This is a genomic window from Thauera linaloolentis 47Lol = DSM 12138, from assembly GCF_000310205.1.
Lineage (GTDB): Bacteria > Pseudomonadota > Gammaproteobacteria > Burkholderiales > Rhodocyclaceae > Thauera > Thauera linaloolentis.
Map to the genome: position 1 here is coordinate 1 of NZ_AMXE01000068.1, position 19,815 is coordinate 19,815.

Annotated in this window: 22 protein-coding genes and 1 other RNA gene; 9 read left to right on the forward strand and 14 right to left on the reverse strand. The window is 68.0% G+C overall.

The window, feature by feature from the left end:
- From C666_RS21210 to rsmI, 12 genes are all read right to left on the reverse strand, one after another.
- On the reverse strand, positions 1 to 135 hold a 135-nt coding region (locus tag C666_RS21210), incomplete at its 3' end, for a hypothetical protein (RefSeq protein WP_004341912.1).
- Positions 132 to 1,220 carry a phospho-N-acetylmuramoyl-pentapeptide-transferase gene (mraY, locus tag C666_RS14665; protein ID WP_004341915.1) on the reverse strand — a complete coding sequence of 363 codons (1,089 nt, stop codon included), beginning with the start codon at positions 1,218 to 1,220 and terminating at the stop codon, positions 132 to 134. The genes C666_RS21210 and mraY, both read right to left, overlap by 4 nt.
- A 1-nt stretch (position 1,221) precedes the next feature.
- The gene (locus C666_RS14670; protein ID WP_004341918.1) at positions 1,222 to 2,634 is read right to left on the reverse strand and encodes a UDP-N-acetylmuramoyl-tripeptide--D-alanyl-D-alanine ligase; all 1,413 of its coding nucleotides are present in this window, start codon (positions 2,632 to 2,634) and stop codon (positions 1,222 to 1,224) included.
- Positions 2,631 to 4,130, reverse strand: a complete 1,500-nt coding sequence (locus C666_RS14675) for a UDP-N-acetylmuramoyl-L-alanyl-D-glutamate--2,6-diaminopimelate ligase (protein WP_004341920.1) — start codon at positions 4,128 to 4,130, stop codon at positions 2,631 to 2,633. The genes C666_RS14670 and C666_RS14675 overlap by 4 nt, the downstream gene beginning before the upstream one ends.
- Positions 4,131 to 5,903: a peptidoglycan D,D-transpeptidase FtsI family protein gene (locus C666_RS14680; protein ID WP_004341922.1), complete on the reverse strand. Its 1,773-nt coding sequence runs from the start codon at positions 5,901 to 5,903 to the stop codon at positions 4,131 to 4,133.
- A 2-nt stretch (positions 5,904 to 5,905) separates the two neighbouring features.
- Positions 5,906 to 6,169, reverse strand: coding sequence for a cell division protein FtsL (gene ftsL, locus C666_RS14685; protein ID WP_004341924.1), 264 nt, complete (start codon positions 6,167 to 6,169; stop codon positions 5,906 to 5,908).
- Entirely contained in the window at positions 6,166 to 7,116 is a 951-nt protein-coding gene (gene rsmH / locus C666_RS14690; RefSeq protein ID WP_004341926.1) for a 16S rRNA (cytosine(1402)-N(4))-methyltransferase RsmH, read from the reverse strand. The genes ftsL and rsmH overlap by 4 nt, the downstream gene beginning before the upstream one ends.
- Positions 7,113 to 7,556 (reverse strand): division/cell wall cluster transcriptional repressor MraZ, encoded by a 444-nt coding sequence (gene mraZ, locus C666_RS14695; protein ID WP_004341928.1) that lies wholly within the window; start codon positions 7,554 to 7,556, stop codon positions 7,113 to 7,115. The genes rsmH and mraZ overlap by 4 nt, the downstream gene beginning before the upstream one ends.
- A 392-nt stretch (positions 7,557 to 7,948) precedes the next feature.
- Positions 7,949 to 8,376: RNase P RNA component class A (rnpB, locus tag C666_RS19365), an RNA gene on the reverse strand.
- A gap of 24 nt (positions 8,377 to 8,400) precedes the next feature.
- Positions 8,401 to 8,832, reverse strand: a complete 432-nt coding sequence (locus tag C666_RS14700; RefSeq protein ID WP_004341930.1) for a hypothetical protein — start codon at positions 8,830 to 8,832, stop codon at positions 8,401 to 8,403.
- Positions 8,833 to 8,861: 29 nt separating this feature from the next.
- Positions 8,862 to 9,896, reverse strand: a complete 1,035-nt coding sequence (gene pyrC, locus C666_RS14705) for a dihydroorotase (protein WP_004341932.1) — start codon at positions 9,894 to 9,896, stop codon at positions 8,862 to 8,864.
- Positions 9,897 to 10,008: 112 nt separating this feature from the next.
- A complete protein-coding gene (gene rsmI / locus C666_RS14710) occupies positions 10,009 to 10,836 on the reverse strand; it encodes a 16S rRNA (cytidine(1402)-2'-O)-methyltransferase (RefSeq protein WP_004341935.1) in 828 nt (275 codons plus the stop codon).
- 129 nt (positions 10,837 to 10,965) lie between these two features.
- Here rsmI and C666_RS14715 point away from each other — a divergent pair, with 129 nt between their 5' ends.
- Genes C666_RS14715 through C666_RS14725 form a run of 3 tightly spaced genes read left to right on the forward strand, consistent with a single transcriptional unit; the run spans position 10,966 to position 12,670 of the window.
- The gene (locus C666_RS14715; RefSeq protein WP_028792412.1) at positions 10,966 to 11,367 is read left to right on the forward strand and encodes a YraN family protein; all 402 of its coding nucleotides are present in this window, start codon (positions 10,966 to 10,968) and stop codon (positions 11,365 to 11,367) included.
- Positions 11,368 to 11,411: 44 nt separating this feature from the next.
- The gene (locus C666_RS14720) at positions 11,412 to 12,005 is read left to right on the forward strand and encodes an SIS domain-containing protein (protein WP_004341939.1); all 594 of its coding nucleotides are present in this window, start codon (positions 11,412 to 11,414) and stop codon (positions 12,003 to 12,005) included.
- Positions 12,005 to 12,670, forward strand: coding sequence for a BON domain-containing protein (locus C666_RS14725; RefSeq protein WP_004341941.1), 666 nt, complete (start codon positions 12,005 to 12,007; stop codon positions 12,668 to 12,670). The genes C666_RS14720 and C666_RS14725 overlap by 1 nt, the downstream gene beginning before the upstream one ends.
- 5 nt (positions 12,671 to 12,675) lie before the next feature.
- On the opposite strand, the gene mpl is transcribed toward C666_RS14725, so the two are convergent.
- On the reverse strand, positions 12,676 to 14,025 hold the full coding sequence (gene mpl, locus C666_RS14730; RefSeq protein ID WP_004341944.1) for a UDP-N-acetylmuramate:L-alanyl-gamma-D-glutamyl-meso-diaminopimelate ligase: 1,350 nt from the start codon (positions 14,023 to 14,025) through the stop codon (positions 12,676 to 12,678).
- A 143-nt stretch (positions 14,026 to 14,168) separates the two neighbouring features.
- Here mpl and C666_RS14735 point away from each other — a divergent pair, with 143 nt between their 5' ends.
- The 6 genes from C666_RS14735 (at position 14,169) to C666_RS14760 (ending at position 19,598) form a co-directional block, all read left to right on the forward strand.
- The gene (locus C666_RS14735; RefSeq protein WP_004341946.1) at positions 14,169 to 14,717 is read left to right on the forward strand and encodes a hypothetical protein; all 549 of its coding nucleotides are present in this window, start codon (positions 14,169 to 14,171) and stop codon (positions 14,715 to 14,717) included.
- Between the two features lie 10 nt (positions 14,718 to 14,727).
- Entirely contained in the window at positions 14,728 to 15,279 is a 552-nt protein-coding gene (locus tag C666_RS14740; protein ID WP_004341948.1) for a TlpA family protein disulfide reductase, read from the forward strand.
- A 385-nt stretch (positions 15,280 to 15,664) separates the two neighbouring features.
- Positions 15,665 to 16,123 (forward strand): acetyl-CoA carboxylase biotin carboxyl carrier protein, encoded by a 459-nt coding sequence (accB, locus tag C666_RS14745; RefSeq protein ID WP_004341950.1) that lies wholly within the window; start codon positions 15,665 to 15,667, stop codon positions 16,121 to 16,123.
- 7 nt (positions 16,124 to 16,130) lie between these two features.
- On the forward strand, positions 16,131 to 17,489 hold the full coding sequence (gene accC, locus C666_RS14750; protein ID WP_004341952.1) for an acetyl-CoA carboxylase biotin carboxylase subunit: 1,359 nt from the start codon (positions 16,131 to 16,133) through the stop codon (positions 17,487 to 17,489).
- Positions 17,490 to 17,493: 4 nt separating this feature from the next.
- On the forward strand, positions 17,494 to 18,396 hold the full coding sequence (gene prmA / locus C666_RS14755; protein WP_004341954.1) for a 50S ribosomal protein L11 methyltransferase: 903 nt from the start codon (positions 17,494 to 17,496) through the stop codon (positions 18,394 to 18,396).
- The gene (locus C666_RS14760) at positions 18,393 to 19,598 is read left to right on the forward strand and encodes a DUF3426 domain-containing protein (RefSeq protein ID WP_004341956.1); all 1,206 of its coding nucleotides are present in this window, start codon (positions 18,393 to 18,395) and stop codon (positions 19,596 to 19,598) included. The genes prmA and C666_RS14760 overlap by 4 nt, the downstream gene beginning before the upstream one ends.
- A gap of 31 nt (positions 19,599 to 19,629) precedes the next feature.
- Here the strand turns inward: C666_RS14760 and C666_RS14765 are convergent.
- Positions 19,630 to 19,815: outer membrane lipoprotein (locus C666_RS14765; RefSeq protein WP_004341958.1), on the reverse strand; the 186-nt coding region annotated here is incomplete at its 5' end.

Sequence of the window (19,815 nt, forward strand, 5' to 3'; positions counted from 1 at the left end):
GTCCAGGCCCGGCGGCGTGGCGCGGCTGTCGGCCACGCGCACGCGCGCGCCGCGCAGCGCGCACCAGCGCGCCATCGCCAGGCCCGATTCGCCGAGCCCCAGTACCAGAACGTGTTTGCCCGTCAGTGCGCTCATCTCAGTTTCAGCGTCGACAACCCGAACAGCACCAGCATGATGGTGATGATCCAGAAGCGGACCACCACCTGCGTTTCCTTCCAGCCGCCCAATTCGTAGTGGTGGTGCAGCGGCGCCATGCGGAAGATGCGCTTGCCGCCGGAGGCCTTGAAGTACAGCACCTGCACCATCACCGACAGCGTTTCGGCGACGAACAGCCCGCCCATGATGAAAAGCACGATCTCCTGGCGCACGATGACGGCGATAGTGCCGAGCGCCGCGCCCAGCGCCAGCGCGCCGACGTCGCCCATGAAGACCTCCGCCGGATAGGCGTTGAACCACAGGAAGCCCAGCCCGGCGCCGCAGATCGCGCCGCAGAACACCGCCAGCTCGCCGGCCCCCGCGATATAAGGCACACCGAGGTAGCTCGAGAAGCCCGCATGCCCCGCGACGTAGGCGAAGATGGCGAGCGCCCCGGCCACCATCACCGTCGGCATGATCGCCAGGCCGTCGAGGCCGTCGGTGAGGTTGACCGCGTGGCTGGTGCCGTTGATGACGAAATAGGTCAGCGCGATGAAGCCGAAGATGCCCAGCGGATAGGCCACGGCCTTGAAGAAGGGCACGATCAGTTCGGTCTGGGCCGGGGTGCCGGCGGTGAGCCCGAGATACACGGCCGCCGCGAGCGCGATCGCCGAGGTCCAGAAATACTTCCAGCGGCTCGCCAGCCCCTTGGGGTCGCGATGCACGACCTTGCGCCAGTCGTCCACCCAGCCCACGGCGCCGAAGCCGAGCGTGACGAACAGCGTCACCCATACGTAGTCGTTCTTCAGGTCGCCCCACAGCAGCACGGTGATGCCGATCGCGATCAGGATCAGCGCGCCGCCCATGGTCGGCGTGCCGGCCTTGGTCAGGTGAGACTTGGGGCCGTCGTCGCGCACCGCCTGGCCGATCTTCTTCGCCGCCAGCCAGCGGATGACGCCGGGGCCGGCGATCAGCGAGATCGCCAGCGCGGTCAGCGCGGCCAGCACCGTCCGCAGCGTGATGTAGCCGAAGACGTTGAAGCCACGAATGTCCTGGCCTAGCCAGAGTGCAAGTTCCAACAGCATGTCAGGAGCCGGTTCCATTCGAAGGGGCGGGATTGTGCACTGCCGCAAGCGCATCCGCCACTCTTTCCATGCGCATGAATCGCGAGCCCTTCACCAACACCACCGAGTCAGTGTCGAGCCGGGCCGACAGGGCACGGACGAGGGCTTCGGGCGAGCCGAAGTGATGCCCGCCTTCACCGAAATTGCGCGCCGCAACCGCCGTCATCTCGCCCAGTGCAAACAAGCCATCGATACCCTTGCTCTTGGCGTAGCCGCCGATTTCGTCGTGCACCTGGGCGCTGGTCTCGCCCACTTCGCCCATGTCGCCCAACACCAGCCAGGTATGGCCGGGCATGGCCGCCAGCACGTCGATGGCAGCGCGCACGGAGTCGGGGTTGGCGTTGTACGAGTCGTCCAGGATCAGCGCCCCCTTCAACCCGTCGCGCCGCTGCAGGCGGCCGCGCGTGCCGGCAAACTGCGCCAGGCCTTCGGCTACCGCGTCGGGCGCCGCCCCCGCAGCCAGGCAGGCCGCCGCCGCCGCGAGGGCATTGCGCACGTTGTGCGCCCCGGGCACCTGCAGCGTGAATTCGATGCGCCCCTGCGGCGTCTCGAGCTCGACCCGCGAGCCAAGGCCGCGAAGGGTACCGCGGCCGCGCACGTCGGCAGCCTGGTCGATACCGAATGTCACAATCCGCCGCCCTGCGTTGAGGCCGCGCCAGTCGCCCGCATGCAGGTCGTCGGCATTGACGACCGCCACGCCGGCGCTGCCGAGCCCGGTATAGATCGCGCCTTTCTCCTGGGCGACCTCGTCCAGCGTGCCCATGCCCTGCAGGTGCGCGCGCTGGGCGTTGTTCACGACGGCCACCGTCGGCTGCGCCAGAGCGGCCAGGTAGGCGATCTCGCCAGGGCGGTTCATGCCCATCTCGACCACCGCAGCACGATGGAAGTCGCGCAGTTCGAGCAGGGTCAGAGGCATGCCGATGTCGTTGTTCAGATTGCCGCGCGTCGCCAGCACCGACTCGTCGCCGAAGCCGTCGCGCCGTGCCTGCGCGCGCAGGATGGCGGCACACATCTCCTTGACCGTCGTCTTGCCGTTGCTGCCCGTCACGCCGATCAGCGGCAGGGCGAAGCGCGCGCGCCAGGCTGCCGCCAGGGTACCGAGCGCGAGCCGGGTATCGTCGACGACGACGACGGGCAGCGCCGGCGCCGGGTTGTCCGCAAACCAGCGCGCATCGACGAGCGCGGCCGCCGCTCCCGCCTCCGCGGCGGCGGCGACGAAGTGGTGGCCGTCGAAGCGTTCGCCACGCAGGGCGACGAACAACTGGCCAGGCGCCAGCGCCCGGCTGTCGGTACCGACGCTGCCGAAACGCACCGCGCCGATCGCATGCGCATCGTGGGTCGCCAGGGCTCGGACGGCGTCCTGCAGGTTCATCATCGCTGCGCACCTCCGGTATGCCACGCACGCAGCGCGAGGTTGGCCTGTTCGAAATCGGAGAACGGCAGGCGCTGGCCGTGAATCTCCTGGTAGGGCTCATGCCCCTTGCCGGCGATCACCACCACGTCGTCCGCCGCTGCCTGCGCGACGGCGAAGCCGATGGCCTGAGCGCGGTCGACGATGCGCTCGGCGGCCGCCCCCGCGCCGGCGGCAACGGCTTCGAGCACTTTCAGCGGATCTTCACTGCGCGGATTGTCGCTGGTGACGATGACGCGATCGGCAAGCCGGCTCGCCACCTCGCCCATCAAGGGCCGCTTGCCCGGATCACGGTCGCCGCCGCAGCCGAACACGCATACCAGCCGCCCCTTGCGCGAACTCACCGTCGTGCGCAGCGACGCCAGCACCTGGGCGAGCGCGTCCGGGGTGTGCGCGTAGTCGATGACGATCAGGGGTTCGCACACGCCACCCACCAGTTGCATGCGCCCTTCCGGCGGCTGCAGGCGGGCCAGGGTGGGCGGCAGCTCGTCGAAGGGCACGCCGCGCGACAGCAGGGCGGCGGCGACCGACAGCAGATTGGAAACGTTGAAGGGAGCGACCATGCGCACCTGGACGTCGGCGGCGCGGCCCTCCCATTGCAGGCTGAAGCGCAGGCCCGTGGCGGATGACTGCAGGCGGTCGGCGAGCAAGGCCCTTGCGCCGAGCACGGCCTCCAGGTTGGCCTGATACAGGGTGCAGGCGATGACCTCCCGCCCCTCGGCGACGAGGCGGCGCGCGAGCATCAGGCCGAAGGGGTCGTCGATGTTGATGACGGCGGTCGCCGCGCTCCCCAGCGCGAACAGGCGCGCCTTGGCCTCGCCATAGACGTCCATCGACCCGTGGTAGTCGAGGTGGTCGCGGCTGAGATTGGTGAACAGCGCGACATCGAAGCAGGCGCCATTCGCGCGCCCCTGATCGAGTCCGATCGACGACACTTCCATCGCCGCCGCGCCCGCGCCCGCATCGACGAAGCCCGCCAGCAGGCGGTGCAGTTCCAGCGCATCGGGCGTGGTGTTGAGCGCGCTCTCCAGTTGCCCCGGAAAGCCGTTGCCGAGCGTGCCGACGATGCCGCAGCGCGTGCCCATGCCCTGCAGCGCGGCGGCAAGCATCTGGCTGACCGTGGTCTTGCCGTTGGTGCCGGTCACGCCCGCCAGCCAGAGCTTCTCCGACGGGCGGCCATAGATTTCATGCGCGAGATGGCCGGCGAGATCGCGCAGGCCTTCCACCGGCAGCGACGGCACGGGCAGATGGCCGGGATTGAAGCCATCCGCGCTTTCCCACAGCACGGCGGCCGCGCCGCGCTCGACCGCCGACGCCAGGTAGCGCCGTCCGTCGGTGCGGAACCCCAGCCATGCGGCGAACACCTCGCCCATGCCGACCTTGCGCGAATCGGCAGTGATCCCGGCGGGGTTCACGCCGGCCGCGCGCAGGCATGCCAGGATCGATTCGACCCGGCTCATCTACATGCTCTCCCGCAGCGCGCTGGCGGCACCATCTTCTTCGGCCTGCCGGCGGGCAAGCTGAAGCGGCGTCAGCGGCGCATCCGGCGCCACACCCAGCGAACGCAGCGAGCCTTCCATGATGCGGGAGAACAGCGGCCCGACCACGGTGCCCGCGTAATAGCTGCCGGCGCTCGGCTCGTCGATCATCACGGCAACGACGAGGCGCGGGTTCGACACCGGCGCGAACCCGACGAAGGAGGCGATGTAGCGCTTGACGTAGCGGCCATTCTCGATCTTGAGCGCGGTACCGGTCTTGCCGCCCACGCGATAACCCGCCACCTGCGCCTTCGTCGCCGTGCCACCGGGCTGGGTCACCGATTCCAGCATCGCGCGCACCGCCCGCGTGGTCTCGGGCGAGAAGATCCGCCGCCCGTTGCTGGGCACTCCGTCGACACGGGTGAGCGACAGCGGCACCAGCTCTCCGTCGCGCGCAAAGGCCAGATAGGCGCGCGCCATCTGGATCAGGCTGACCGAGATGCCATGCCCGTAGGACATCGTCGCCTGCTCGATCGGCTTCCACGCCTTGGCCGGGCGCAGGCGACCGCCGCTTTCGCCGGGAAAGCCCAGGTTGAGCGGCTTGCCGAAACCGAGGTCGTCGAACAACTGCCACATCTCGGTCGGCGAAAAATACTGCGCGAGCTTGACCGTACCGATGTTGGAGGACTTCTGAATGACCTCATTGACGGTCATCGGCTTGTCATGGCGGTGGGAATCCGAGATCGTCGCCGTGCCGATCGTCATCCGCCCCGCACTTGCATCGATGAGCGTGGTCGGCTTGACCTTGCCGCGGTCGAGCGCAAGCCCGGCAATGAAGGGCTTCATGACCGAACCCGGCTCGAAGCTGTCGGTAAACACCCGGTTGCGCAACTGCTCGCCAGTGAGGTTGCGGCGGTTGTTCGGGTTGAAGGTCGGCGCATTCGCCAGCGCGAGGATCTCGCCGGTGCGCGAGTCGATGACCACCGCCGCTCCCGCCTTGGCCTTGTGCTGCTGCATCGCGTCGCGCAGGGCGGACCAGGCGAGGTACTGGATCTTGCCGTCGATCGACAGCGCCACTTCCTCGCCTTCACGCGGCGGACGCACGACGGCATCGCCCTCGATGATCTGTCCGCGGCGGTCCTTGATCACGCGGCGCAGCCCCGGAGCGCCGGCAAGCTGCTTCTCGAAGGCCAGTTCGATCCCTTCCTGCCCGCGGTCTTCGACGTTGGTGAAGCCGAGGATGTGCGCCATCACCTCGCCACCCGGGTAGTAGCGGCGGAACTCCCTCTGCTGATGGATGCCGGGCAGTTCGAGATCGGCGATGCGCTGCGCCACCTCGGGCGACAGCTGGCGCTTCAGATAGACGAAATCACGCTGCACGGCGAGCTTTTCGTTGAGCTCCCGCACATCCATTTCCAGCATGCGCGCCAGTTCGCGAGCCTGCGCGGGTTCGAGCTTCGCATCCGCGGGCAGCGCCCATACCGAGCGCACCGGCGTACTGACCGCCAGCATGTCGCCATGGCGATCGGTGATCCGGCCGCGCGTGGCCGGGATCTCGATCGTGCGTGCGTAGCGCGACTCGCCCTTGGCCTGCAGAAAATCGTTGTTGACGCCCTGCAGGTAGAGCGCACGCCCGGTCAAGGTCATCGACCCCGCCAGCAAGGCGAGCAGCACGAAGCGCGGGCGCCACATCGGCAACTCGCGCTTGAGCAGGGGATTGTGATTGAAGGTGACCGTACGCTGGTTCTTCTTCATGATTACGGCTCCACCAACAAGACCTGGCCCGGCACCGGCGGGCGCATGCCCAGCCTTTCCCGCGCGAGCTTTTCCACCCGGGCGTGCGCCGCCCAGGTGCTTTGTTCAAGCTGCAATTGCCCCCATTCCACTTCAAGGCTGTGGGCACGCGCCTGCTCGCGCTCGAACTCGGCATACAGCTTGCGCGCCTGGTGCTGGGCCGAGATCACCCCCAGCGCGCTCGCCACCACGAGCGCCACCAGGACGGCATCGAAACGCATCCTCATGCCGGCACCTCGGTACGCTCGGCAATCCGCATCACGGCACTGCGCGAACGCGGATTGGCCGCCACCTCGGCGGCGCCCGGACGCGCCGCCTTGCCGACCAGGCGCAAGCGGGGCTGCGGCAGGTCGGCGGCCCGGATCGGCAAGCGCGCGGGCAGGACCGGCGGGCGGGATTCGTCACGCATGAAGCGTTTGACGATGCGATCCTCGAGGGAATGGAAGCTGATCACCGCAAGCCGCCCACCCGTACCCAGACGGCGTACGCAGGCGGGCAGCACGCGCGTCAGTTCCTCGAGCTCTTGATTAATGAAAATCCGTAGAGCCTGGAAGGTGCGTGTCGCCGGGTGCTGCCCCGGCTCGCGTGTACGGACCGCTTTTTCCACGATCGCGGCAAGTTGTCCAGTGGTTGCAACAGCCCCCCCTGTCCGAGCAGTTGCAATCGCCTTTGCAATCGCATGAGCAAACCGTTCCTCGCCATAGTCCCTGATTACCTCCGTCATCTCGCCGACGGATGCTTCCGCCAGCCAGTCCGCCACGGTCTGCCCGCGGCTGGTGTCCATACGCATGTCCAGCGGCGCGTCGAAGCGAAAGCTCATGCCCCGCGCCGCGTCGTCGAGTTGAGGTGAAGACACCCCGAGATCCAGCACTACGCCATCCACCTGCGCCACGCCGAGGCCGTCCAGCACTTCGTCGAACGCGCTGAAGGCCGAATGCACCAGCGTCAGGCGCGCGTCGCCCAACGCCCGCCCTGCGGCAATCGCCGCGGGATCGCGGTCGAAGGCAATCAGCCGCCCCTGCGGCCCGAGCCGCGCGAGCAGCGCGCGGCTGTGTCCGCCGCGGCCGAAGGTGCCATCGACATACACCCCGCCCGCCTTGATCTCGAGCGCATCGACCGCTTCCTGCAGCAGGACGGTGACGTGTGCATTGGGGGGAAGGACTACGGCGCTCACAGCGCAAGGCTCTCGAAGCCGGGCGGCAGCCCGGTGTTCATCAGCGCCAGCATGGCCTCCTGCTGCTTCTGCCAGCCTTCGTCGGACCACAGCTCGAAGTGGCTTCCCTGCCCGACCAGCCAGACCTGCTTGTCGAGCTTCGCGAACTGGCGCAGCGACGGCGCCACCAGCACACGGCCGGCGGCATCGAGCGCCTCTTCCTGGGCAAAGCCCACGAGGAGGCGCTTGAGCATGGCGGAGGTCGGATCGAGGCCGGGGGCGGCAAGCACCTTGTCGCGGATCGGCACCCAGGCCGGCACGGGATAGACGAGCAGGCAGCCATGGGGATGGGCGGTCAGCACCACCTGGCCGCTTTCGACGGCCAGGGCATCGCGATGCCGTGCGGGGATCGCGAGGCGACCCTTGGCATCGAGATTGAGCGCTGCGGCTCCCTGGAACATTGCTCTCCCTGATGGCGCCGGGGCAGTGTCGGAATGACACTTTTTCCCACTTTTTTCCACTTGGACCCACTTTAGTAGAAAGGCTTTACCCGGTCAAGCTTGGAAATCCGGAATTTCGTTGTTACACAATGACTTATCGCGCATCCGCTAAGATGGAATAAAACCTGAAAAATCAAGGGAGATAGTGCATGAACGTGCGAAACGAGACGAACTTGCGCCCCGGCGGCCAAAGAAGTGGGAGAAAGTGGGGAGAGAATGCCCGCGACGGGGCGCCGGCCTGCCTTCGGGGCAGGCCGGCGAACACTGAGAAGTGGAAGCAGATGCGCGAACGACACCTGCGCGGAGACCGGCACGGCGCGAAGCGCCGCGCCCGGACTCGGGATGGGGAATTCGTGGGAAGTTCGCCGATAAGCCGGGTTCTGTCGAACGCCGCCGGCAAGCCGGCGGCATCGGGCAGTCATTCCTCTGGGCGTCACGTTGCCGTGACGCTCTAGCAGCCTACCCGGGAGCGACGCGAGCCACGCCGATGCTCCCCTATTTGGCCTTGCCCCGGATGGGGTTTACCGTGCCAGTCCTGTTACCAGTCCTGCGGTGGGCTCTTACCCGCCGATGCTTTCGCACCGGCCCGCGACATGCTTGCGCATACCCCGGCACCGTTTCACCCTTGCCTGATCCGCCTCACGGCGGCCATCGGCGGTCTGCTCTCTGTTGCACTTTCCGTCGCCTCACGGCGCCCGGCCGTTAGCCGGCATCCTGCTCTGCGGGGCCCGGACTTTCCTCCACGCACGACGAGGTGCGCAGCGACTGCCTGGCGAACTTCCCGCGGCGGATTATACGCGCGGCCTCAGCCGCCGTCCGCCGGCGCTGCGACAAAAACCGGCGCACCGTCCCTGAGCGTGAAACTGCCGACCAGGCGTCCCGGCGGCTGGCCGGAGGCGTTGTCCCAATCCTGCACACGGCACACCTCGGTGCTGGCGAGATACCAGTGCGGCCCCTGCTGCAAGGCCCACAGCAGGTCTCCCGCCTCATACACACGCATCTCGACCAGCGTCGTCGAACCCGGATGGATCGACACGCGCTTCTGGCACTTCGGCAGACGCGAAGCAATCACCGCCTGCTTGAGCTCGCCGTCCCAGAAGAACTTCTGCTCGCGCACCAGCACCAGCGCATGATCCTTGCCGTCGACCATGTAGGCGGTCGCGCTGTTCTCGCAGGCGGCGAGCACCGGCAGCAGGGCCAGCGCCATCAGCACGCGGCGGAGTCGGGCAATGCGCATTCCCACGCGGTTTTCCATGGACGCCCCCTTCAGCCCAGCAGCTTCCACGCGACCGTCTCACCGGCGCGCAGCGGGACGAGCGGATCATCGCCGAGGTAGGGATAGGCCGCCGGCACGGCCCAGTCCTCGCGCTGCAGCGTGATGGTGTCCGCGTTTGGCGCCAGGCCATAGAAGGCCGGGCCGTTGAGGCTGGCGAAGGCTTCCAGCTTGTCGAGCGCACCGGCGGCGTCGAAAGCCTCGGCGTAGAGTTCGATGCCGGCGTGCGCGGTGTAGCACCCCGCGCAGCCACAGGCGTTCTCCTTGGTGCTGCACGCATGCGGCGCCGAATCGGTGCCGAGGAAGAAACGCGCGCTGCCCGACGTCACGGCGGCAATCAGCGCTTCGCGATGGGATTCGCGCTTGAGCACCGGCAGACAGTAATGATGCGGACGGATGCCGCCCTGGAAGATGGCGTTGCGGTTCAGCAACAGGTGGTGGGCCGTGACCGTGGCGGCGACATGGCTGCCCGCGGCGCGCACGAACTGCGCCGCCTCGGCCGTGGTGATGTGCTCGAAGACGATCTTGAGGCCCGGAAAGCGCCGCACGAGCGGCGACAGCGTGCGCTCGATGAACACCCGCTCGCGATCGAACACATCCACGTCGGCGCCGGTCGCCTCGCCATGCACGCACAGCACGAGGCCGCATTTTTCCATGCGCTCGAGCACCGCGTAGACCTTGTCGATCGAGGTCACGCCCGCATCGGAGTTGGTGGTGGCGCCGGCGGGGTAGAGCTTGGCAGCGACGACATGGCCCGAGGCGGCGGCATGGTCGATCTCGTCGGGCGGCAGGTTGTCGGTGAGATACAGGCTCATCAAGGGCTCGAAGCGCGCGCCGGGCACCGCGCCCAGGATGCGTTCACGATAGGCCAGGGCCTGAGCAGTCGTCGTCACCGGTGGCTTCAGGTTCGGCATGATCAGCGCCCGGCCGAAGCGCGCGGCCGTATGCGGAACCACGGAGGCGAGCGCGGCGCCGTCGCGCACGTGGAGATGCCAGTCGTCGGGGCGGACCAGGGTGATCGATTGCATTGTGCGTATCCTTGAAGCCGGAGCGCCGATTATAGGCGCTCGCATCGGGCTTGGGCGCGCATCCTGCCCCATGCCGCGGCCATACGCCGCGCTCCGCCCGAAGAGTCTGCCGTCAGCCGCGCGCCTTGCGCAGGGCAAGCGCCCGTGCATACAAGGTGTTCCTGGACGCGCCGGTGATATCGGCAGCGAGCCGGGCCGCGCTCTTCACCGGCAGTTCGCCGAGGAGCAGCGCCAGCACCCGTTCGGCCTCGGCATCCAGGCCCTCGCTTCGCGGCTTTCCCGCCAGCACCAGGACGAACTCGCCCCGGCTGCGGTTGGGATCGGCGGCAAACCATGCCGCGGTTTCGCCCAGCGGCATGCGCACGATCTGCTCGTGCAGCTTGGTCATCTCGCGCGCGATCAGCAGTTCGCGCTCGGCGCCGAAGACCTTGGCAAGATCGGCCACGCACTCGGCAATGCGGTGCGGCGCCTCGTAGAACACCATCGCATCGGCCTCGTCTCGCAGCGGCTGCAGCGCAGCCACGCGCGCCGCCGCCTTCGGCGGCAGGAAACCCACGAAACGGAATCCGCCTTCGGCGAAACCGGACACCGACAACGCCGCGACCGCCGCGCATGCGCCCGGCACCGGCACCACCGCATGCCCGGCCTCACGCACCCGCGCCACCAGCCGTGCGCCGGGATCGGACACCGCGGGCGTGCCGGCATCGGTGATCAGCGCCACCTGCTGCCCGGATTCGAGCAAGGCGATCAGGCGCCCTGCGGCCTCCTGTTCGTTGTGCTGGTGCACCGCGAGCATGCGCGTCGTCACGCCGAAAGCATCGAGCAGACGCTGGCTGTGGCGCGTGTCCTCGGCGGCAATGACATCCACCGCACCGAGCACGGCGACGGCGCGCACGCCCATGTCGCCGATGTTCCCGAGCGGCGTCGCCACCACATACAATGACGCCGTACTTGACAGCGGGTTAGCGGGCAGAGCGATGCGGGGGATGGAATTCATGGCAATGGGTACGGTGCCCGCGCGGCACCTGGCGAGGACGGTGGAATGACGGCGGACGGACGCACGAGGCGCATGCCCGAAGCAGCGGACGACATTGTCAGCGCCCGTCCGACACCGGCGCAAGCACGCGGCCGGATTGCCGAGGATCTGGCCGCGCGCCATCTCGAAGCGCACGGCCTGCGCATCATCGCACGCAACGTCCGCTGCCGCGGCGGCGAAGTCGACCTGATCGGCCTCGATCGCGGCAGCGTCGTCTTCGTCGAGGTGCGGCTGCGCACCAACGCCCGCTTCGGCGGCGCGGCCGAGAGCATCACCAGCGCCAAGCAGCGCCGCGTGCTGCTGGCGGCGCGCTGGTGGCTCGGCGGCCAGGGCCGGCGCTTCCAGTCGGCCGCCTGCCGCTTCGACGCCGTCCTGCTCGACCGCCTCGACGAAGCGGGCATCACTTGGTTACGCGGCGCCTTCGATGCCGGCTGAGACAGCATGCTAGACTTTCGTGCCCATCGAACGACACATGCGAAATGGACCTCATCGCGCGCATCTCACGCCAGTTCCAGGACAACACGCGCGCCACGCTCGATGCGCTCGAAATGCTGGCCGCGCCGATCGCGGGCGCGATCGAGATCATCACCGCCAGCCTGCTCGACAACGGCAAGATCCTGGTGTGCGGCGGCAGCGGCTCGTCCGGCGACGCGCGGCGCTTCGCCGCGCAACTGGTCAACGGCTTCGAGCTCGAACGCCCTTCGCTGGCCGCCTTCGCGCTCAGCGCCGACGCCTCGACGCTGGCGCCGCTCGCCGGCGACCCTGCGACCGAAGGGCTGTTCTCGCGCCAGATCCTCGCGCTTGGCCAGCCCGGAGACATCCTGCTCACCCTGTCGCCCCACAGCGGCTCGCCCCGCATTCTCGAAGCCATCGGCTCCGCGCATGAGCGCGACATGCGGGTCATTGCCCTGACCGGCGCCGACGGCGGAGCCACGGCCGAACTTCTCGGCCCCGACGACATCCATATTTTTGCCCCCGCCACACGCACGGCGCGTATCCAGGAACTGCACCTGCTGATCCTGCACTGCCTGTGCGACGGCATCGATTGTCTATTACTCGGAGTGGAAGACTGATGCGCCACAAGCACGACATACCCAGCCCGTCCGGCCTGCCGCAAGGCCTGCGCCGCCGTCTCCTGCTCGGCCTCGCGGCGGCAGGCACCCTGCCCCTGCTGCAGGGCTGCTTCCCGGTCGTCGCCACCGGCGTCAGCGCCGGCGCAGCGATGATCGCCGACCGGCGCACGAGCGGTTCCTACGTCGAGGACGAAGGCATCGAATGGAAGGTATCCAGCCGCATCCGTGAACGCTTCGGCGACAGCGTCCACGTCAATGTCACGTCCTACAACCGCAACGTACTGCTGACGGGCGAAGCCCCCAACGACAGCGTGCGCGGCGAACTCGACAGCGTCGTCGCCGGCGTCGACAACGTCCGCGGCGTGATCAACGAAGTCGTGGTCGGCCCCAACTCGACGCTGACGGCCCGCGGCAACGACACCCTCATCACCTCCAACGTCAAGGCCCGCTTCCTCGATGCAAGGCGCTTCGGCGCACACAACATCAAGGTCGTGACCGAAGCCAACGTCGTCTTCCTGCTTGGCATCGTCACCCGCGCCGAAGCCGACGCCGCCGCCGAGATCGCCCGCACCAGCAAGGGCGTCAGCAAAGTAGTGCGCGTATTCGAGTACATCAACGAAGAAGAAGCACGCCGGCTCGACAACCCCACCGGCGCCAGCAAGTAAGGCGCTCAGGACGCGGCAAGTGCATCGAGCAGTTTCTGATGCACGCCGCCGAAGCCGCCGTTGCTCATCACCAGGACGTGGTCTCCGGGTTGCGCGCAGGCGGCCACGTCCGCCACCAGGCGATCCAGCCGCTCGTAGGTCCGCGCCCGTTCTTCCAGCGGCGCCAGCGCGGCGGCTGCATCCCAGCCCAGATCGTTCGCATAGCAGAACACCGCATCGGCCTCTGCCAGGCTGGCGGGCAACTGCGCCTTCATCACCCCCAGCTTCATCGTGTTCGAACGCGGCTCGAGCACGGCCAGGATGCGCCCTTGCGGCTCCCGCCGCCGCAGGCCGCCCACGGTCAGCGCGATGGCCGTCGGGTGATGGGCGAAATCGTCGTATACGCGGACACCCTTTTCCGTTCCGCGCAGCTCCAGCCTGCGCTTGATGCCTTCGAAACGCGCCAGGCTGGCGATGGACTGCGCCGGCGTAACGCCGACGTGGCGTGCAGCGGCGATCGCAGCCAACACGTTCTCGCGGTTGTGGCTGCCGGCCAGCGGCATCTCCGCCCGGCCCAGTTCCTTGCCGCCGAGGCTGAACACCGCCTCGGCCTCCGACACGCCGGCCTCGGCATGCCACTGCGCCGGCGCGTTGAACCACTCCAGTTCGGACCAGCAGCCGCGCCCGATCACGCGCTTCAGGCTGTCCTCGCGCCCGTTGGCGATCACCCTGCCCGCAGCGGGGATGGTGCGCACCAGGTGATGGAACTGCGTCTCGATCGCCGCCAGGTCGGCAAAGATGTCCGCATGGTCGAATTCGAGATTGTTCAGGATCGCGGTACGCGGCCGGTAATGCACGAATTTCGAGCGCTTGTCGCAGAAGGCCGTGTCGTACTCGTCGGCCTCGATGACGAAAAAGGGCGCCTCGGTCAGCCGCGCCGACACGCCGAAGTTCTGCGGCACGCCGCCGACCAGGAAGCCGGGGTTGAGCCCCGCATCCTCCAGCATCCAGGCCAGCAGCGAAGTGGTCGTGGTCTTGCCGTGCGTGCCCGCCACCGCGAGCACCCAGCGCCCGGCCAGCACATGCTCGGCCAGCCATTGCGGCCCGGAAACGTAAGGCAGGCCGCGGTCGAGAATCGCCTCGAGCAGCGGATTGCCGCGCGACACCGCGTTGCCGATGACGAACAGGTCCGGCGCGAGGTCGATCTGCGACGGATCGTAGCCCTCGGTCAGGCGGATGCCCTGTTCTTCGAGCTGGGTGCTCATCGGCGGGTAGACGTTGGCGTCGCAGCCGGTGACGACATGGCCGGCGGCGCGCGCGAGCAAGGCCACGCCGCCCATGAAAGTGCCGCAGATGCCGAGGATATGGATGTGCATAGGGAACAAGCTCCGGGAGGCCGTCATCCGGATGAAACCGGCCCGTGTAGAATTGGCCCGCATTCTACCCGACCCCCATCATGCACTCACACGCGACCCCCAATGGCACCCTCCGGCGCGAAATCGCCGCCCTGGCAGCCCGCATGATGGCCGAAGACGGCATCAGCGACTTCGGCTTCGCCAAGCGCAAGGCCGCCAAGCAGCTCGGCGCGGCCGACTCCGACGCCCTGCCCACCAACGCCGAGATCGAGGCCGAACTGCGCGCCTGGCAGGCGCTGTACCAGGACGAGGAACAGCCCGAACGCCTGTATGAAATGCGCAGCGCCGCGATCGAGGTCATGCGCCTGCTCGCCGACTTCCGCCCCTACCTCACGGGCGGCGCGCTGGACGGCACGGCAGGCCGCTACTCCGAACTGGAGATCGAGCTCTTCCCCGAGAGCGCCAAGGAAGTGGAGATCTTCTTCCTGAACCAGAACTTCCATTACGACCATCGCGAGCCCCGCCGCCCGGCGCCGAACACGCCAGAGGCGATCCTCAGCTTCGACTGGGACGAAGTGCCGGTGCGGCTGTCGATCTACTCCGCCGGCGCCGAGCGCAGCGGCCGGCGCGGCCAGGAACGCGCCCGGCTGGCGCAGGTCGAAGCCTTGCTCAACGCGGACGGCAGGGACAGAATCCCGCCCGCCGACGCCTGAAGGACATCCCATGAACCGCAAGCTCCAGACCCTGCTGATCCTCGCCGTCGCCATCCTGGCCGGGATCGGCGGCTATCTCGCCAATCGCAGCGGCGAAACCGCCCCCTCGACCCAGACCCGCCAGGTTCCCGCACAGGCCATCGACGCCCTGCTCGCGCTCACGCTGCCCGACACCGATGAACGGCCGCAGGCACTCGAGCAGTGGCGCGGCAAGGTCATCGTCGCCAACTTCTGGGCCACCTGGTGCCCGCCGTGCCGCAAGGAGATTCCCGACTTCGCCGCTGCCAGCCAGGCCCTTGCCGACCAGCCGGTCCAGTTCGTCGGCATCAGTGTCGACAGCCTCGAAAAAGTGCGCGCCTTCGACGATGAGTTCAAGGTGCCGTACCCGCTGCTGATCGCCGGCCCCGACGTGCTGACGCTGGCTGCGGAATTCGGCAACGACGCCCGCGCCCTGCCCTTCACCGTCATCATCGATCGCGACGGCAAGGCGCGCCACATCAAGCTCGGCACCTTGAAGCGAGACGAACTCGAGAGCAAAATCCGCGCACTGCTCGCCTCCTGAGACACTCGCCAGGCAGACGCCGATGTGGACAACTTGCATCGAATTGCTGCAAACTTGCTGCCATGAAGCGTAGAAAACGCAGCCAAAAGACGGCTTGCGATCTCGCAGGCGGAACCTCTGCGAACGAGAAGGGCACATCCTCCGGCCATCGACCGGGCTTGGCGAGCCGCTGCGGCAGGGGCTTTTCTGTCCCTGCGCGGCCGCGTTTGCACAAACTTCCAGGGCATGCCCCGTCGTGCGCCCTCATCGTCTCACAGCATCCCACCCCATCGAAGCGCCGCACGCTGCGGCCCCTCCCGGGCCCGCAGCCGGTTGCGGAAACAAGAACACTGATCATCGCCGGCAGCCGCCATCAGGGCGGCTTCGTCCAGCACGGAGAAATAGCATGGATCTGCGCAAACTGAAGAAACTCATCGACCTCGTCCAGGAATCCGGGATTTCCGAACTGGAGGTCACCGAAGGCGAAGAGAAGGTCCGCATCGCCAAGCACGCCAGCATCGCCGCACCCGCGACCTACATCGCCCAGGCCCCCGCAGCAGCCCCCATCGCGGGGGCGGCAGCCGCCCCCGCGGCCGCCCCGGCCGAGCCCGCAGCCGCCGCCCTGCCCGAGGGCGACGTCGTCAAGTCGCCCATGGTGGGCACCTTCTACCGTGCCTCCGCCCCCGGCGCCAAGCCGATGGTCGACGTCGGCCAGAGCGTGGTCGAAGGCGACCGTCTGTGCATCATCGAAGCCATGAAGCTGATGAACGAGATCGAGTCCGAGTTCTCCGGCGTCGTCAAGGCCGTCCTGGTCGAGAACGGCCAGCCGGTCGAATACGGCCAGCCGCTGTTCATCATCGGCTGATCGCGCCATGTTCGAGAAGATCCTCATCGCCAACCGCGGAGAGATCGCACTCCGCATCCTGCGCGCCTGCCGCGAACTGGGCATCAAGACGGTCGCCGTGCACTCCGAGGCCGACACCGAGGCCAAGTACGTCCGCCTCGCGGACGAATCGGTCTGCATCGGCCCAGCCTCGTCGGCACTGAGCTACCTCAACGTACCCGCGATCATCTCGGCCGCCGAAGTCACCGACGCCGAAGCCATCCACCCCGGCTACGGCTTTCTGTCCGAAAACGCCGACTTCGCCGAGCGCGTCGAACAGTCCGGCTTCGTCTTCATCGGCCCGCGCCCCGACACCATCCGCCTGATGGGCGACAAGGTCTCGGCCAAGGACGCGATGAAGGCCGCGGGCGTACCCTGCGTTCCGGGGTCCGACGGCGCACTGCCCGACGATCCGAAGGAGATCATCAAGATCGCCCGCGCGGTCGGCTACCCGGTCATCATCAAGGCCGCCGGCGGCGGCGGCGGGCGCGGCATGCGCGTGGTCCATACCGAAGCCGCGCTGCTCAACGCCGTCACCACCACGCGCGCCGAAGCCCAGGCGGCCTTCAGCAACTCCATGGTCTACATGGAGAAGTTCCTCGAGAACCCGCGCCACGTCGAAATCCAGGTCATGGCCGACCAGCACGGCAACGCGGTCTATCTGGGCGAACGCGACTGCTCGATGCAGCGCCGCCACCAGAAGGTCATCGAAGAAGCACCCGCACCCGGCATCGACCGCAAGCTGATCGCCAAGATCGGCGAACGCTGCGCCGAAGCCTGCCGCAAGATCGGCTACCGCGGCGCGGGCACCTTCGAATTCCTGTACGAGAACGGCGAGTTCTACTTCATCGAAATGAACACCCGCCTGCAGGTCGAGCACCCGGTGACCGAATTCATCACCGGCATCGACTTGGTGCAGGCGCAGATCCGCGTCGCCGCCGGCGAGAAGCTCTGGTTCAGCCAGCGCGACATCGTATTCCGCGGCCATGCCATCGAGTGCCGCATCAACGCCGAAGACCCCTTCAAGTTCACGCCCTCGCCCGGCCGCATCAGCAACTGGCACACCCCCGGCGGCCCGGGTGTCCGCGTCGATTCGCACGTATACAACGGCTACACGGTGCCGCCGCACTACGACTCGATGATCGGCAAGCTGATCGCCTACGGCGACACCCGCGACCAGGCCATCCGCCGCATGCGCATCGCGCTCTCGGAAATGATGGTCGAAGGCATCAAGACCAACGTCCCGCTGCACCAGACCCTGATGCTCGACCCGCGCTTCATCGAAGGCGGCACCAGCATCCACTATCTGGAACACAAGCTGGCCGACCGCAACGAAGTGAAGAGCTGAGAGGATGTGGATCTCCGTCACCCTGCAGGCTGACGCGGCCAAGGCCGAAGCACTGTCCGACGCCCTGATGGACGCCGGGGCGCTGTCGGTGTCCATCGAGGACGCCGACGCCGGCACCGATGCGGAAACCCCCCAGTTCGGCGAACCCGGCCACCTGCCGGCCGCGCTGTGGGACCGCAGCCGGGTGATCGCCCTGGTCGACGGCGGTACCGGCAGCGAAGCGCTGGCCGCCCTGCTCGCCGAAGCCGCACGGGCAGCGGGCTTCGGCGCCATCCCGCCCCATAGCACCGAAGAGATCGCCGAACAGAACTGGGTCCAGCTCACGCAAAGCCAGTTCGACCCGATCCGCATCACCGAGCGCCTGTGGATCGTGCCCTCGTGGCATGAGGCGCCGGACCCCGCTGCGATCAACATCGAGCTCGACCCAGGCATGGCTTTCGGCACCGGCTCGCACCCGACCACCCGCCTGTGCCTCGAATGGCTGTGCGACGCCGTCACGCCCGGCTGCAGCCTGCTCGACTATGGCTGCGGCTCGGGCATCCTCGCCATCGCCGCCGCCCGGCTGGGCGCGGGAGACGTGCTCGGCATCGACATCGACGACAAGGCCGTCGACGCCGCGCGCGACAATGCGGCGCGCAACGCCGCGGCGATCCGCCTGCAGCATTCGGGTGTGCCGCTGGGCGACACTTTCGACCTCGTCGTCGCCAACATCCTGACCAACCCGCTGTGCGTGCTCGCCCCCGCCATCGCCGCACGCGTCGCACCGGGCGGCCGCGTGGCCTTGTCCGGCGTGCTCGAAACCCAGGCCGGACAGGTCATCGAAGCCTGGGCGCCATTCATCGCGCTGCAGGTCGGCGCAACGCATGAAGGCTGGGTCAGGCTGGAGGGGCAACGCCCCGCGGCATGATGCTGACGCGCTGCCCAGCCTGCCAGACGACCTTCCGGCTCGGCCCGGAACAGCTTCACGCACGCCGTGGCGAAGTCCGCTGCGGCCATTGCTTCCACCCCTTCAACGCGCTCGAACACGAGATCGTGCAGCGCAGCAGGACGCCGCCGGCAAGACCCGCCTTTGCGGAGCCGCCACGGCACCTGCCGCAGGATGCTGAGCCCATTTCCCCGGCCGCGCCCCCCGGATTCATCGTCCTCGAAGAAAAGCCGCCGACCTCCCCCCATCTCGATTTCGAGATACCGGAGGACTTCTCCGCCCCCACGCGTGAAGCCGCGCCCGCCGAGCCCGTCCCGACAGCCGAAGGGATGAGTCCCCCCACGCTGCCCGAGGTCGTCCGCAGCGGCCGGCGCCCGGCAACGGACGCCCCACACGGCGACGCCGGATCACTGCCGCCTCACGTCAAGAACCTAGCCCCTGACGGAGCCGGAACGGCCCGGCAATTCGAAGCCGGATCCGGCCCAGAGGAAACGTCTGCCGCCCTGGACATAGCCGCTCCCCATCCCGCCGCCGGCATCGGCTCGGACGAGGCCGCAAGCACCGACACGCCCGCTGAAACAGAAACCGGACGGACTGCCGGCACGCAGGCGGATGCGGCGCCCGCCAAGCCGACCGACATGAAGGCAGCCCACATCGACATCGAACAGCTCGATGCGAAATACGGCCGCCCCCGCCAACCGGCCAGCCCGCTGCAGCGCGCGCTTGCCGGCCTTGCCATCGGGCTGCTCGGCACACTGCTGGCAGCGCAATGCGTCTATCTGTATCGAATGGAAATCGCCCGTGAACTGCCCGGCCTGCGCCCCCTGCTGAGTGCGGCCTGCGGCGCGCTCGGCTGCGAGATCCCGTTTCCGCGCGACGCACAGCTGATCGGCCTCGACGCTTCGGACCTGCAATCCGAACCCGGCAAGCCCGGGCAGTACATCCTGTACGCCACGGTCAACAACCGCGCCGAATACGCGCAGGCATGGCCGCACATGGAACTGACCCTGACCGACGCGCGCGACACGCCGGTCGCGCGTCGCGTACTGGCTCCTCACGAGTGGGTTCCCCGCAACCAGCATGGCGCCACCTTCGCCAGCCGCAGCGCAATCAACGCGCGCATTCCCTTCGCCGCCCCGGATCTCGCCCCGACCGGCTACCGGGTCTATATCTTCTATCCTTGAGTTTGCCCTGCCGACCAGGGCTCGCGCCAGACTAACGCGACACGCGCGTCGTGCCGGCATCGCGCAGCACGCGCACCCGCTCTCCGGCGCGGAAAGCCTCTCCCTCGTCTGCCTGCACGACCGCCAGGAACTGGCCGTTGTCGAGCCGCACCGTGACCTCAACACCCTGCGTCCGCGTCGCGCCTTCCTCGATCGCCGCCCCCGCGACGCCACCCGC

Excerpts from the sequence above, each read along its gene's own strand:
- C666_RS14735 (WP_004341946.1), top strand. The coding sequence starts at position 14,169 with ATGATGGCCGAAGACGGCATCAGCGACTTCGGCTTCGCCAAGCGCAAG.
- C666_RS14760 (WP_004341956.1), top strand. The coding sequence starts at position 18,393 with ATGATGCTGACGCGCTGCCCAGCCTGCCAGACGACCTTCCGGCTCGGC.
- C666_RS14740 (WP_004341948.1), top strand. The coding sequence starts at position 14,728 with ATGAACCGCAAGCTCCAGACCCTGCTGATCCTCGCCGTCGCCATCCTG.
- accB (WP_004341950.1), top strand. The coding sequence starts at position 15,665 with ATGGATCTGCGCAAACTGAAGAAACTCATCGACCTCGTCCAGGAATCC.
- C666_RS14700 (WP_004341930.1), bottom strand. The coding sequence starts at position 8,832 with ATGCGCATTGCCCGACTCCGCCGCGTGCTGATGGCGCTGGCCCTGCTG.
- C666_RS14725 (WP_004341941.1), top strand. The coding sequence starts at position 12,005 with ATGCGCCACAAGCACGACATACCCAGCCCGTCCGGCCTGCCGCAAGGC.
- prmA (WP_004341954.1), top strand. The coding sequence starts at position 17,494 with ATGTGGATCTCCGTCACCCTGCAGGCTGACGCGGCCAAGGCCGAAGCA.
- pyrC (WP_004341932.1), bottom strand. The coding sequence starts at position 9,896 with ATGCAATCGATCACCCTGGTCCGCCCCGACGACTGGCATCTCCACGTG.
- accC (WP_004341952.1), top strand. The coding sequence starts at position 16,131 with ATGTTCGAGAAGATCCTCATCGCCAACCGCGGAGAGATCGCACTCCGC.
- C666_RS14670 (WP_004341918.1), bottom strand. The coding sequence starts at position 2,634 with ATGATGAACCTGCAGGACGCCGTCCGAGCCCTGGCGACCCACGATGCG.
- ftsL (WP_004341924.1), bottom strand. The coding sequence starts at position 6,169 with ATGAGGATGCGTTTCGATGCCGTCCTGGTGGCGCTCGTGGTGGCGAGC.
- mraZ (WP_004341928.1), bottom strand. The coding sequence starts at position 7,556 with ATGTTCCAGGGAGCCGCAGCGCTCAATCTCGATGCCAAGGGTCGCCTC.
- mpl (WP_004341944.1), bottom strand. The coding sequence starts at position 14,025 with ATGCACATCCATATCCTCGGCATCTGCGGCACTTTCATGGGCGGCGTG.
- C666_RS14680 (WP_004341922.1), bottom strand. The coding sequence starts at position 5,903 with ATGAAGAAGAACCAGCGTACGGTCACCTTCAATCACAATCCCCTGCTC.
- C666_RS14720 (WP_004341939.1), top strand. The coding sequence starts at position 11,412 with ATGGACCTCATCGCGCGCATCTCACGCCAGTTCCAGGACAACACGCGC.
- mraY (WP_004341915.1), bottom strand. The coding sequence starts at position 1,220 with ATGCTGTTGGAACTTGCACTCTGGCTAGGCCAGGACATTCGTGGCTTC.
- C666_RS14715 (WP_028792412.1), top strand. The coding sequence starts at position 10,966 with ATGCCCGAAGCAGCGGACGACATTGTCAGCGCCCGTCCGACACCGGCG.
- C666_RS14675 (WP_004341920.1), bottom strand. The coding sequence starts at position 4,130 with ATGAGCCGGGTCGAATCGATCCTGGCATGCCTGCGCGCGGCCGGCGTG.